The sequence below is a fragment of the Sphingomonas sp. R86520 genome (genome assembly GCF_042466285.1).
GTDB lineage: Bacteria > Pseudomonadota > Alphaproteobacteria > Sphingomonadales > Sphingomonadaceae > Sphingomonas.
Map to the genome: position 1 here is coordinate 1,967,657 of NZ_JAXHBZ010000001.1, position 13,085 is coordinate 1,980,741.

A 13,085-nucleotide genomic window follows, 5' to 3' on the forward strand; every position below is an offset into this window, starting at 1 on the left:
TGCGTGTCAGGGGCCGAGATAGCCGATCGTGCCCTGCCGAGGATCGGGCGAATCCGCGCGCCAGCGGACCGAACCGAACGGCCGTTCCAAGCGGCGGCGAACGCGCTTGAGGACACCGTCGGCGATAAACGAGTCGGCGATCGCCTGCGCTTTCAGATCCGCCTGCGTGAACCGTTCACGGGTGCGCAGGTAATCGCTCCAGGTCGGGAACTGATAGCGTTCGGTCCAGAGCTCCGGATCGCCGATATCGCGCGACAGCGACCAGTTGAAGCCGCCGTTGCGCAACCGCGACCGCTGGACCTTTCGCATCGCATCGTAGAACGGCCGGGCGAGGTCGGCACCGACGCGGTAGTCGACCTCGATCACGACCGGACCGGACCGCATCGTCAATGCCATCGCGACCTCGGGCTCATGCGCGATCTCGACCGACTCCATGCCCGACAGCACCGTCAGCGGCAGCGGAAACACGAACGCGAGCAGCGGCGTCAGGCATAGCGCGACGCCCGACGCGATCACCGCGACGTCGACCGCCCAATGGTTCGCGACGATCCCCCAGAACACCGATCCGATTGCGATTCCCCCGGTCAGCGCGGACGAGAACAGCGACAGCGCGCGCGCGGTCACCCAACGCGGCGCGGCGAGCTGGACCGAGATGTTGAACATCGCGATCGTGATGATGCTCGCCGCGCCCGCGACGAACAGCCCGGCGCACGTCAGCGGCACCGATCGGCTCAGCCCGACCACGACGAGCGCGACGCCGCCGATCAGCGCCATCAGACGACTTGCCGCCTCGTTGCTCATCCGCTCGCTGATCCGCCCGACGGCGAGCGCACCGGTCACCGCGCCGACTCCACTAGACCCGAGCAGGATGCCGTAGATGCTGGCATTGCCGCCGAGCATGGTCTTGGCGATGAGCGGTGCGAGGGCGGACGACGACGCGCCGGCCAACCCGAACATGAATGCGCGGACCAGGACCGTGCGCACCGATCCTGAATGTAGCGCATAGCGCGCGCCAGTGACGATCGCCCGGTCAATCCGCTCGGGCGGCAGGCGCGAGGGAACGTGCCGCCGGTTCCACAGGTAGAAGGCGATCAGCAGCGGCAGATAGCATAAGGCGTTGATCGCGAACGCCGCCTTGGCGCCCGCCGCGAGCACGATCAGCCCGCCGACCGCCGGGCCGAAGCTGCGCGCGACGTTGTAGCTGATCGATCCGAGCGCAATCGCGGCGGGCAGTTGCGCGGGCGCCACCTGCTCGCTGATCGATGCCTGCCACGACGGGCTGTACAGCGCGACCCCCGCTCCGATCAGCGAGCAGAAGGCGAGCAGCACCCACGGACTGGTCAGCCCTGCCCAGGCCAGCGTCGTCAGCAGCGCGCCGCATACCGCGGAAAACGCCAGCCCGGTCATCGCGATGCGCCGCCGATCGAACATGTCGGCGACAGCACCCGCCGGCACCGCGACCAGCATCAGCGGCAGCATCAGGGCGGTCTGGACGAGCGCGACGAGGCTGGCGGACGAGGTCAGGCGCGTCATCTCCCACGCCGCGCCGACACCCAGGATCAACTGGCCGAAATTGGAAAGGACGCTGGCCGCCAGATGCGCCGGAACACCGGTTCGCGCAGCGGTTCGAACGCGCCGCCTCTCCCCGCCGTTTCCGTCCCGCCCTCAGCGCGCATCTGCGGCCCTCTCGATCGCCTTTGGTCGGTGGTATCGGTGGGGAGCGCGAGTGGGAAGCGAGGTGCCAAGATAGATCGCCGTCGCGATTGCCGCAGGGTGGCGCGAGGCGCTGCCCCATGCGATATCGGCTGGGAACGCTGGTGTCGCCGCTAGGTGCGATCTCGCGACCCGCGCATGAGGAAGACGATCATGGCCGATGCCTATATCATCGATGCCGTCCGCACGCCGCGCGGCGTCGGCAAGAGCAGTGCCAACGGGAAGAAGGGCGGCGCCTATGCGGGGATGCATCCGCAGCATCTCGCCGCCGCCGTGCTCGTCGCACTGAAGGAGCGTAACCATATCAAAACCGAGGATGTCGACGACATCATCTGGGGCACCAGTGCGCAGGTCGGGCTGCAGGGCGGCGACATCGGCCGGATGGCCGCGCTCGATGCGGGCTATGATCCGCGCGCCAGCGGCGTCACGCTCGATCGCTTCTGCGGCTCGGGGATCACCGCGACGACGCTGGCCGCCGCGCAGATCATGGCCGGCATGGAAGACCTGGTCATCGCCGGCGGCACCGAGATGATGAGCCATGTCGTCGAATATGGCGCCCGGTTGCGCGAGGCCAGGGTGAACGCGGCAAGCGGTCTGGGCACCGGCAACGCACGGTTGCAGGCAAAGCATCCGCAGACCAACCAGGGCGTGGCCGCCGATGCGATCGCGGCGATGGAAGGCATCAGCCGCGCCGATCTCGAGCTGTTCGGCGCCGAGAGCCAGCGCCGCGCGGCTCTCGCGATCGCCGAGGGGCGTTTCGATCGGTCCACCGTCACGGTCACCGACGACGACGGCAACGTGATGCTCGATCATGAGGAATACCCGCGGCCGGATACGACGGCGGAAAGCCTCGGCCAGCTCAAGCCCGCGTTCGGGGCGTTCTACGACATGCCCTCCAGCAAGGACGGCCCGACCTTCAAGCAACTCATCAACCAGCGCTATCCCGATCTCAAGTTCGAGCCCGTCCATCATGTCGGCACGTCGTCGGGCGTGGTCGACGGCGCGGCGGCGATCCTGCTCGCGTCGAAGGACTATGCCGACAAGCAGGGCTGGACGCCGCGCGCGCGGATCGTCGCGACCGCCAATGTCGGCGACGATCCGACGCTGATGCTCAACGGCCCCGTCCCGGCTGCGAGAAAGGTCCTGGCGAAGGCCGGGCTGACCGTTGCCGATATCGACGTGTTCGAGGTGAACGAGGCGTTCGCGGTGGTCGTCGAGAAGTTCATCCGCGATCTGGGGCTCGATCGTGCCAAGGTGAACCCCAATGGCGGATCGATCGCGCTCGGCCATCCGATCGGCGCGACCGGCGCGGTGCTGATCGGTACAGCGCTCGACGAGCTGGAACGGACCGGCGGACGCTACGGCCTGATCACGATGTGCGCGGCGGGCGGCATGGCGCCTGCGATCATCATCGAACGAGTCTGAACCGTTGGCGACACACCTCATACCGAAAGCCGCCAGCGGCGAGCCCATCAACGTCCGGCGCGCGCTCTCGCTGAAAATTACGGTCGCCGCACGCCAGATGCACAAGAGCTTCGACCAGAGCGTCGCGGCCATCGGCGTGACGCGGTCGCAATGGACGCTGATCGCGGTGATCTCGCGGCGTCCCGGCGTAACGCAGCGCGAGGTGGCCGAAATCCTCGAAATGTCCGAGGCTTCGGTCGGGCGGCTGATCGATCGGCTGTGCAGCGATGGGATGCTGGTCCGTCAGCCGAAGGAAGACGATCGCCGCGCCTATTGCGTCCATCTGACCGATGCGGCCGCCACGCTGCTCGACAAGATATCCGGCGTGGCGATGATCCACGAGCAAGCAATCTTCGCGGGGTTCGAAGCAGAGGATATCGCGCGGTTCGAGACGTATCTGGACAGGATCACGACGAATATCGCTGCGATGCGGTAGGGCTGCCGGCGTCGCCCTACCGGCGTTTCGACCCGGAGCGGTTCCCTGCCCGCTATCGGTGGCAAACACAGGCGATCGAAAGACGGCAGGCTGATAGGTCGGCCTAGCGTCCTCTCCGTTGAACGCCTCCAACTATCCCGACCAGCCATGCACGCGCCGTCCGACGCCGTCACCAACGCTGCTTTGTTCTCCCGCAAGGGCGGGAGCCCAGTCTGGGTCCCCGCCTTCGCAGGGAAACAAGGTTTACATTTCGCAGAGCGTCGATCGCCGACGCATGCCGGGATCGACGGTTGCGCGACCCGGCTCCCATGGTTTCATGGCCCGGTGACCGCGGAGCAAACGGTCCTGAACAGACCGTACATGCCGTAACGTATGGAACGACAAAACGTGCGGCGGATCAAGCGCGTCACACCGAATGTCGATCGGTCTGGCGCCGCCAATCACCCTTATTCTCGCGCCTACGCCCTCAAGCCCCAACGGAAAAGGGCACCGCGACGTTATGTCGCAGTGCCCTTTGGGTATCGTCGCGCAGGATCAGCGGCGCGTCATCAGGTCCTTCTTGGTCAGGCTCGTCTCGATGTGACCATCGACGTCGCTGAGCGTCTCGCTCGGCACCGTGATGAGCTTGCCGTCGAGCAGGATCTGCGGCGCGCTGCCGCCGTCTAGCTTGTAGATCGCGGCCAGCTTCTTGCCGCCGGTGCTGTAGAGCATCTTGCCGACGACCGGCGTGGCCGTGGCCGATGCCTTGACGGGCACTGCAACCTCGTCGGCGAACGCCGGAGCGGCAGGCGCCAGAGCGGCGAAGGCGAGAATCAGGGCGAACTTCTTCATGACTTTTGCTCCCAGGCGAAACGAGAAACGATCGATAACGGGGCGGATCAGATCCGCGATAATGCTAAGCTAGGTTAGCAAATATACGTTGTCAAGCTTTTCGATGCCGCAGTGCACAAAGTTTGCCGCCGATTGCTCGCGCGTCCGGGTTTGCCCCCCTATCGCGGCGGCATCCGGATCGCGCCGTCAAGACGGATCGTCTGCGCGTTGAAATAGGTGTTGCGCACCAGCTCCATCACCAGGCTGCCAAACTCCTCGGGCTTGCCGAGTCGCTTGGGGAACGGCACCGATGCGTTGAGACTGTCCCACATCGGCGGGTTCAGTTCCTTGAAGCGCAGCATCGGCGGCGTTGCGAAGATGCCGGGCATGATCGCGTTCACGCGGATGCCGAGGTCCATCAGGTCGCGCGCCATCGGCAGGACCAGGCCGTTCACCCCTGCCTTGAGCGATCCGTAGCAGATCTGCCCAACCTGTCCGTCCTGCGCCGCGGCACTCGAGGTCAGCACGATCGTGCCGCGCTCGCCGTCCTCGAGCGGGTCGAGCGCCGCCATCCCCAGCGCCGCGATCGACGCCATCCGGTAGCTTGCGACCAGGATCCCTTCCGCCGACAGCGCGTAATCCTCGGTCGAAAGCCGCTTGTATCCACCCGTCGCCTTGTCCCGGCTGACGGTCTTGCCGCCCTTGGCGACCATCGCGCAGTGGACGAGGATACGCTCCTGCCCGTTCGCGGCACGCGCCGCCTCGAATCCGGCAAGTGCGCTGTCTTCCGAGGTTATGTCGACCTTGAAGAATTTTGCGCCGATCTCGTCCGCGATCCGCTCGCCGTCGGCACTGATGTCGAAGATCGCGACGTTCACGCCGCCGGCGATCAACGCCTGCGCGGTGGCGAGCCCCAGTCCCGATGCGCCGCCCGTGACGATGGCGGACAGCGACGTGTCGATCTTCATGGCATCTCTCCCAATGGGCGCCGCGCATCGGCGGGCATTGCAACCGGCTATCGACAGCGTTTCGGGCTTCATCAACCGACCCCCGGGGATATCGCCGTGGCGTTGGCGACCACTGGCGTATCGTGCCAGCGATAGGAGCACCGCGCATCGCCCCCGCGCCTTGTCGCCGCCGCATCACCTTATAGGCTTCGAGGCAATAGAACGTCGGCACATTCCGACGCAGGGGAATGATATGACACACGTGATGAAGGGCGTCCGGGTTCTGGAAGTGGCGCAATTCACGTTCGTGCCGGCGGCGGGCGGCATCCTCGCGGACTGGGGCGCCGACGTTATCAAGATCGAGCATCCGGTGCGCGGCGACACGCAGCGCGGGTTCCTCAACATGGGCGGCGTAACGCTCGATCCGCAGCGCCACACGCTGTTCGAGCATCCCAACCGCGGCAAGCGCAGTGTCGGCATCGACGTCTCGACCCCCGAGGGCCAGCAGATCCTCTACGAACTCGCCAGGACCTGCGACGTGTTCCTGACCAATTACCTTCCGCAGCTCCGCCAGAAGAACAAGTTCGATGTCGAGCATATCCGCGCGGTCAACCCGAACATCATCTACGCGCGGGGCAGCGCTCTGGGGAACAAGGGTCCTGAGCGTGAGATCGGTGGGTTCGACGGGACGTGTTTCTGGTCGCGTAGCGGCGTCGCCTATTCGATGACCCCCGCCGAACTCGACGGGCCGCTGACACAGGGCATCGCCGCATTCGGCGACTCGATCGGCGGCATGTTCATCGCCGGCGGGATCGCGGCGGCCCTCTATAATCGCGAGAAGACCGGCGAGGGCGCGGAACTCGACGTGTCTCTGCTCAGTGCCGCCTGGTGGGCCTCGGGCGCGCTCGTTTCGCAGGTGATGGAGACGGGCATCGTCACGCGCAACGGCATGCCTGTTTCGGGCGGTTCGACGCGCAATCCGTTCATGGGCAATTTCCGCACGTCGGACGGCGGCACGATCAACCTCTGCGTGGTCAGCCCGACCGGCCTGATCACCGACACCTTCGCCCATGTAGGCGTTCCGGAAGCGGCGAACGATCCGCGCTTTGCCGATGTAAAACTGCTGATCGAGAATGCCGGCGCCGCGAGCGACATCCTGGTCAAGGCGTTCGCTGCGCAGCCCTTCGTCTATTGGCGGCAACATCTTAAGACCATGAAAGGGCAATGGGCGCCGGTGCAAAGCTTCGAGGATCTGCTCACTGACGAACAAGCGCTCGCCAATGACATGATCGTCGAAGTCGAGGGCGGCGATGGTGGAGCGCCGCTGCGGCTCGTTCGTGGTCCGGTGCAGTTCGACGGCAAGCCGCTGGAGACGACGCGCGCGCCGCAGGCATCGGAACATACCGAACTGGTGCTGATGGAACTGGGCGTCGACTGGGACCGGATCGAGGACCTGAAGGCCAAGGGCGCGATCGCCTGATGCGGTAATCCGAGTCGCGGGACCTGCCTTGTCGGCCTACGGCTTTTCGACTCGTTTACGGCGAGGATGTCCGGTTTGCCGACCGGATGGTCCGGTATGTCGGCGTTCCGCCAACACGTTTCGTCCTATGGTAAAAAATAATCCTGCCACCAAACCGCGATTTTACCGCACCGCACAATATCTCGCTGTTGGCGTTACCATCCACGATTTGTGCCGCCATTCCGGCCCGATGACCCCTGCGATACACCCATTCCGGTGCCAAGTTTTTGTGCTGCACAAATAAATGATGGCCTCTCGTTTTTATTGACAATATGCCCTGCGTATTGAACAACCCTGTCTATTATAAAAACACGTTAGGAGAGCGGACATGGTTGCGAACGCATCGAACAAGGCAAAGATCGCCAAGCGCGTGATTGAAGTCCTCGAGTTTTTCGACGAGACGCATCCGCAGGCGACGGTGATGGATATCGTCCGTCGCTTCGACCGCCCGCAGTCCAGCACGTCCGAACTCCTGTCGAGCCTCGTCGAGGTGGGTTTGCTCTACAAGGACCCGCAGTCTCGCTCCTATTCCCCCACCCCGCGCGCCGCGATGCTCGGCTGTGCGGCACAACCCTCCGTCGTTCGCGATGGCCGTCTTACCGGTTTGATCGATCGCCTCAGCGCGCAGACCGGGCTCGGTATCGGGGTGTTCGGCATGGTCAGCCTCAAGGTGCAGATCTACACGTGGCGCGAAGGGCAGAAGCCGCTTCGCACCGCCAATTCGTTCGCGATCAGCGGCGGCCAGAAGGAGCATCTGTGCGACTCCGCCGCCGGCCAGCTGCTGCTCTCGACGATCCCGCCCGCGCGCCGCGAAAGCATGCTGCGCCGCCTGAACGCCGAGGCCTGCGACGAACGCAAGTTCGCCTTCCCCGAAATGGCGGGCAAGCTCCAGAAATGTCATATCGACGGTGAGGTCGCCGGTCCGATCGGCTTTGACACGACCGCGCAGGTCGCTGCCGTGCTGTTCCCCGACCAGCCCGCCAACCAGCCGCTCGCGATCGGTTTCGTCTACGATGCCAGCGAGCAGGTCGACGTGGCGGCGTTGCTGGAGACGTTGCACGATGCGGTCACGCGGTGCTTCTACAACCAAGAGGCCGCATTCACGGTGTCCCAGCCGTTGTTCGAAACCGGCCTCCCCTGCGCCGCGACGAGCCGGTTGCCCGAGCGCCTGCCGGTATCGATGATGGCGCACCGGTCCACGATGCCCGGCGAGCGCGCGTATAGCTGAGCGGTTGCGGGGATAGACGATAAGCGGCCCGGCAGCGATGTCGGGCCCTTGCCGCTTATCTTGAGATCGCCAATTGGACTGTGCCCCCGCCGACGCGCGAACATCAAGGGTCGAACCGCGAAGGCCTATTTGGTCGAAGGCAGCGTATCGCCTGCAGAGAAATCCACGATCCGGCCGATGCGTACAGCCCGCTGCTTACGTCCTTCCTGAAACGTAAAGCAGGTCGCCGGCATCCGCGTCGCGTCCGATTGCCGATCCATCGGGATCGCGCGACCATGCGCTATGATCGCTGCCCAGCGCAGCAATCTGGCCGCCTCCCGTTCGGCTGGTTCCAGCAAAGCCATCCAGCCGCCGAGCTGGAACAGCGTCCCCTTCAATGCCGCGGCGGGTTCGACGATCAGTCCCGACTGCTCGACGAGGCGCAGCACGTGAATTCCGTCGCGCGCGATCTCGGCCACCCGGATGCCATCGACTGCATCGCTGACGACGATGGTATACCGGGTCGGCGTGGCGTCGTGCGCATGGAATGCGGCGATCACCGCCATGTCATGTAGATGGGTGCAGTTGATCGTCTTCTCACCCCGCGTCGCTACTGCTCCCAGCGCGACGCCGGCAAACGTCGCTTCGAGTTGCGCCACTGCCCCCGGACAGGTCGACCATGGCGCGCGCAGAATTTCCGCCTCGACGCCCCTAATTGTCGCGCCATCATGGTGCAGCGTGACGCCCATATGGTGATAATCGTCTTCGACCCATGTTCTCACCGCACTCTCGCCCGGTGTGATGAGCACATGCCGGTGGAACGCGGGCGTCATCGGTTCAGTCCTTCGCCAACAACAATGCCGCTGCCATCGGCCCGCCGCCCGACGTCGCGATCGCGACGCGCGGATCGCCGCCGATCTGTCGCGCATCGCCCTCGCCGCGTAACTGCACGACCGCCTCATACGCAAAACCGAAGCCGTGCAGCCGTCCCCAGCCGAGCTGTCCGCCGCCCGTATTCATCGGCAGCACGCCATCGCGCGCGATGCGCGTGCCGCCCTCGATGAAGCGCCCGCCCTCGCCAACCTCGCAAAAGCCGAGCCCTTCCAACCAAGTGATCGGCTGGAACGCGAACCCGTCGTAGAGCTGGACGGTATCGACGTCTTTTACAATGTAATCGGTGTTCTTCCACAAATCGCGCCCGGTCGGATAGGCGCTCGCCCATTCCGCCTGATCCCAGCTGTAGCGCTCGACCGACCCCGCGGACGCTGCGATGCGGATCGGCGTCGTCTTGACCTCGGCGAGCGCATCGCCCGCCGACACGATCACCACCGTCGAGCAATCGGTGAACCGGTCGCAATCGTAAAGGCAGAACGGCGTCGAGATCATGCGCGCCGCCATGTAGGTGTCCATCGTCAGCGGCGCCTTGACGAGCGCACGCGGATTGAGCGCCGCGTTGGCGTGATCGTTAAGCGCGACCTGCGCGAGCTGTTCGCGCGTCAGGCCATAGCGCTTCATGTGCCGCATCGCGAACTGCGCGGTCCAGTTGGCGGCGGAGAACGCGCCGAACGGCGACACCCATTGCGAATTGCCGGTGACGTCCTTGCGGCGCTCCATCGGCGGGAATTCGTCCGGCCGCGCCATCGCCGCCGCCTCATAGACGGTGCGGAAGCAGATGACGTGCCGCGCGAGCCCCGCCTTCACCGCGGCGGCCGCCTCGGCGATCGCGCCCAGTTGCGCGGTGGTCTCCGCCGCACCGACATGCCAGCGCGTCGTCAACCCGAACGCCTCGATCACGTCATCCGAGCCGATCGGCGAGAAACCGAGATACGCCGGCATCTTGCCCGGATAGGTCGCGACGCCGTCGATCTGGTCGAGCGTCAGCCCGGCATCGGCAATCGCCTCACGCACGGCATCCAGCGTCAGTCCGAGCGGCGAGCGGCTCAGCCGAACGCCGACCTCCGACATGCCGAGCCCGGTAATATAGGCCTCGCCCTTCACGCGATCTTCTCGAACAGCGGATACCAGATGCCGTCTTGTTCCTCGAACGTCACGCGCACCCGGTCGTCGATGTCCACCGCATCGACCGGACAGCCGACTACGTTGGTCGTCAAATACACCCCCGGCGCATCGTCGAGCTTCACGCGGGCGATGACGAACGGGACGTCCATGTCCTTCGCCCACGCCTGGTGATTGATGGTAAACGTATCGACCACGCCGGTCCCCGAAACCGCAAACGGCGCGACGTTTTCCGACAGGCAATGCCGGCAGATTTCGCGCGGCGGGTGGATGAAGCCGCTGCAATCGCCGCACCGCGCAATGTTCAGCGCGCCGTCCGCGCCGCCCGTCCAAAACGCGCGATTATCCTTGTCGAGCCGGACGCGGGAGCGCTGCCAGGCCAAGTCAGGCGTCCCACACCAGATGCATCTCCTCGATCCCCATCACATGCCCGCCGTGGAAGACAGGCGGACGCGCGGGATCGAGCCGGAACTCGGGTAGCCGCGCGAGCATCTCCTCGTACAGCACCTGCAATTCGACGCGCGCGAGGTGCGAGCCCAGGCACCTGTGCGGGCCCACGCCGAACGCGATATGCACGTTGTTCTCGCGCTTCAGGTCGTAGGTGTCGGGATGAGGAAATTCGGCAGCATCCAAATCGGCGGCCGGCAGCAGCAACTTGACGATCTCGCCCGGCATCATCGTCGCGCCGGCGAGTTCGACCTGCTTCTTGATGATCCGCATCGGCACGGTGAAGGTAAACCGCCGCAGCATTTCCTCCGAGGCCTCCGCAATCAGCTTGGGTTCCGCGCGCAACTGGTTCTGGAGCGCGGGATCGAGCGCGAGGCCACGCATCGCCAGCCCCATGCCGTTCATCACCGTGTCGAGCCCGGCGATGAACAGCAGGACGCCGTAATTCTCCATGTCGGCGAGCGTGGTCGGCTTGCCGTCGATCTCGATCTTCCACAGCATCGACAGGATGTCGTCGCGTGGATTGTCCTTTCGGTCGAGCACGGTGTCGCGCATGGCTGCCGCGATCCGTTGCAGGCGTCGCATCGAGCCGGCGCGATCGGTGTCGATCGCCGCCATGTGTTCCTTCACGATCGCGCGATATTCCTCCTGCCGTTCTAGCGGCAGCCCGAGCATCTTTAGGAACACCTGCACCGGCAGCGGCTCCGCGATCGCGGACATGAACTCGCAGGCACCGTCAGCCTTGACCGCGTCGATCAGCTCCGCCGCCAGGTCTTTGATGCTAGCTCGCAACGAGTTGATGGTCTTGGGTGAGAAGACCTTCTGGAGCGGCTGGCGGTATTTGGTGTGCTCCGGCGGATCGAGCGTGATCGGCACCGGCAATGGGATATGAGGCGCACCCGGCGGCAGCGACGCGAGCATCGCGTCCATTTGCGCCCTCGGCACGAACTCGCTGGAGAACGCCTCGGTATCGCGCGAGGCGGCGTAGTTCGCGGCGTGGCTCAGGATCACCCAGCCGCCGCCGTTGCGCGGTGTCCAAAACACCGGCGGGGCATTGCGGGCCATATCGAGCAGCCGACCATGCGGATTGACCAGCAATTCCGGATCGCCATGAATATCGAAATCATAGACCAGCGCGTCGGGCACGTGATCCGGTTTGGGGACGGTCGAACTGAGCTGAGACTGTGCCATCTTGGGCCTCCGGTAACGTCGCGTCTGCGTGCCGCGCGGCTCCGGCGAGCGCGCGTGCCATATCCGGACCTGTGTCGCGCGCACCCCAAGCAAAGGCAATGCTCCAGCACCCGGCATCGCCGCAGCGATCCACCCGTTGCTGGGGTTTTCGGCACTGCATCGCGGCGGCGATGAGGCTTGGCCACGGTTGATCGCCAAGCCCTTGTTCGTGCTAGATCGGCTCGGAATTAGGGAGAGAAGGGATGAAAGTCCGGATCGATAAATCGGGCTGTGTCGGCAATGCGCGGTGTGCGGCGGTCGCCGACGCACTCTTCCCGCTCGACGACGACGGCTACATCGCGATCGAGGCGTTCGACGTGCCCGCAGGCCAGGAAAAAGCGGCGAAGAACGGTGCCCGCTCCTGCCCCGAACGCATCATCTTCGTCGAGGAAGACGACGGCACGATCTCCTGGCCGCCTACCAAGCGCGCCTGAAATCCCAATATTGTGGAGCACATAATGAGCGACATTCTCGGCTATAACGGCAAACGCGTGATCGTTACCGGTTGCTTCTCCGGCATGGGCGAGGCGACTGCCAAGCTGTTGCTGTCGCTAGGCGCCGAGGTCCACGGCCTCGACTACAAGCCTTCCACGCTGCCGCTCGCGAGCTTCACCAACGTCGACTTGCGCGATCCCGGTTCGATCGAGGCGGGCGTGGCCGCAATTGGCGGCAAGGTCGATGCGCTGTTCAACTGTGCCGGTCTGCCGCAGTCCTTCCCCGCGATGGACGTGATGAAGGTCAATTTCATCGGCTTGCGCCACCTGACTGAACAGGTCCTGCCGTTGATGGGCCCAGGCGGTGCGATCGCCAGCATCGCCTCGACCGGCGGGCTCGGCTGGAGCCGTCGCATCCCGACCAATATGGAGTTCGTCACCACCAAGGGGTTCGCAGCCGCGGTCGAATGGGCCGAAGCGCACCAGGAGGACACGATCAAGGAAGGCTACAGCTTCTCCAAGGAGAACGTGATCGTCTGGACGCAATATATGGGCGCGCACCTGATCAAGCAGGGCATCCGGATCAACTGCACCCTGCCCAGCCCGACGCAGACGCCGATGATGGCGGCGTTCCACGAGACGTCGGGCAAGGACGTGGTCGATGCCGCCGCCGAACCGATGGGCCGCTATTCGACGCCCGAGGAACAGGCGAGCGGGCTCGTCCTGCTCAACAGTGCGCTCGCCGGGATCGTCAACGGCGTGGTCTTCCCCGTCGATGGCGGGTTCATGGGCGGCGTCGCGACGGGCCAAGTCGATCTCAGCAAGATGATGCGTCGTGCGGCTCCCGCTGCGGCATAAGAAC

General features: G+C 65.0%; 13 protein-coding genes. 6 read left to right on the forward strand and 7 right to left on the reverse strand.

All coding sequences use genetic code 11. The annotated features are described in order from the left end of the window. Positions 1-6: 6 nt before the first annotated feature. Positions 7-1,533: an MFS transporter gene (locus SJY41_RS08965; RefSeq protein ID WP_380780957.1), complete on the reverse strand. Its 1,527-nt coding sequence runs from the start codon at positions 1,531-1,533 to the stop codon at positions 7-9. Between the two features lie 333 nt (positions 1,534-1,866). On the opposite strand from SJY41_RS08965, the gene SJY41_RS08970 reads away from it, so the two are divergent. After that, complete coding sequence (locus SJY41_RS08970) at positions 1,867-3,138, forward strand: acetyl-CoA C-acetyltransferase (protein ID WP_380780959.1); 1,272 nt, start codon at positions 1,867-1,869, stop codon at positions 3,136-3,138. Between the two features lie 4 nt (positions 3,139-3,142). Next, the gene (locus tag SJY41_RS08975) at positions 3,143-3,613 is read left to right on the forward strand and encodes a MarR family winged helix-turn-helix transcriptional regulator (RefSeq protein ID WP_380780961.1); all 471 of its coding nucleotides are present in this window, start codon (positions 3,143-3,145) and stop codon (positions 3,611-3,613) included. A 534-nt stretch (positions 3,614-4,147) separates the two neighbouring features. Here the strand turns inward: SJY41_RS08975 and SJY41_RS08980 are convergent. Further along, positions 4,148-4,444, reverse strand: coding sequence for a hypothetical protein (locus SJY41_RS08980; RefSeq protein ID WP_380780963.1), 297 nt, complete (start codon positions 4,442-4,444; stop codon positions 4,148-4,150). Positions 4,445-4,602: 158 nt separating this feature from the next. Continuing rightward, positions 4,603-5,391 carry an SDR family oxidoreductase gene (locus SJY41_RS08985; protein ID WP_380780965.1) on the reverse strand — a complete coding sequence of 263 codons (789 nt, stop codon included), beginning with the start codon at positions 5,389-5,391 and terminating at the stop codon, positions 4,603-4,605. 232 nt (positions 5,392-5,623) lie between these two features. On the opposite strand from SJY41_RS08985, the gene SJY41_RS08990 reads away from it, so the two are divergent. Together SJY41_RS08990 and SJY41_RS08995 are read left to right on the forward strand one after the other, a co-directional pair. Continuing rightward, positions 5,624-6,850 (forward strand): CaiB/BaiF CoA transferase family protein, encoded by a 1,227-nt coding sequence (locus SJY41_RS08990; RefSeq protein ID WP_380780967.1) that lies wholly within the window; start codon positions 5,624-5,626, stop codon positions 6,848-6,850. A gap of 367 nt (positions 6,851-7,217) precedes the next feature. Continuing rightward, entirely contained in the window at positions 7,218-8,117 is a 900-nt protein-coding gene (locus SJY41_RS08995; RefSeq protein ID WP_380780969.1) for a helix-turn-helix domain-containing protein, read from the forward strand. Between the two features lie 125 nt (positions 8,118-8,242). On the opposite strand, the gene SJY41_RS09000 is transcribed toward SJY41_RS08995, so the two are convergent. From SJY41_RS09000 to SJY41_RS09015, 4 genes are read right to left on the reverse strand one after another with little or no spacing between them, the layout of a single operon-like run. After that, positions 8,243-8,929 (reverse strand): DUF2889 domain-containing protein, encoded by a 687-nt coding sequence (locus tag SJY41_RS09000; protein ID WP_380780971.1) that lies wholly within the window; start codon positions 8,927-8,929, stop codon positions 8,243-8,245. A 4-nt stretch (positions 8,930-8,933) separates the two neighbouring features. Beyond that, on the reverse strand, positions 8,934-10,061 hold the full coding sequence (locus SJY41_RS09005; RefSeq protein WP_380784092.1) for a thiolase family protein: 1,128 nt from the start codon (positions 10,059-10,061) through the stop codon (positions 8,934-8,936). 29 nt (positions 10,062-10,090) lie between these two features. Next, positions 10,091-10,495: a Zn-ribbon domain-containing OB-fold protein gene (locus SJY41_RS09010; RefSeq protein ID WP_380780973.1), complete on the reverse strand. Its 405-nt coding sequence runs from the start codon at positions 10,493-10,495 to the stop codon at positions 10,091-10,093. Between the two features lies 1 nt (position 10,496). After that, the gene (locus SJY41_RS09015; protein ID WP_380780975.1) at positions 10,497-11,750 is read right to left on the reverse strand and encodes a cytochrome P450; all 1,254 of its coding nucleotides are present in this window, start codon (positions 11,748-11,750) and stop codon (positions 10,497-10,499) included. 242 nt (positions 11,751-11,992) lie between these two features. Between SJY41_RS09015 and SJY41_RS09020 the strand changes: the two genes are divergently transcribed. Then, the gene (locus tag SJY41_RS09020) at positions 11,993-12,223 is read left to right on the forward strand and encodes a ferredoxin (protein ID WP_380780977.1); all 231 of its coding nucleotides are present in this window, start codon (positions 11,993-11,995) and stop codon (positions 12,221-12,223) included. A gap of 24 nt (positions 12,224-12,247) precedes the next feature. After that, complete coding sequence (locus SJY41_RS09025; RefSeq protein WP_380780979.1) at positions 12,248-13,081, forward strand: coniferyl-alcohol dehydrogenase; 834 nt, start codon at positions 12,248-12,250, stop codon at positions 13,079-13,081. Positions 13,082-13,085: the final 4 nt, after the last annotated feature.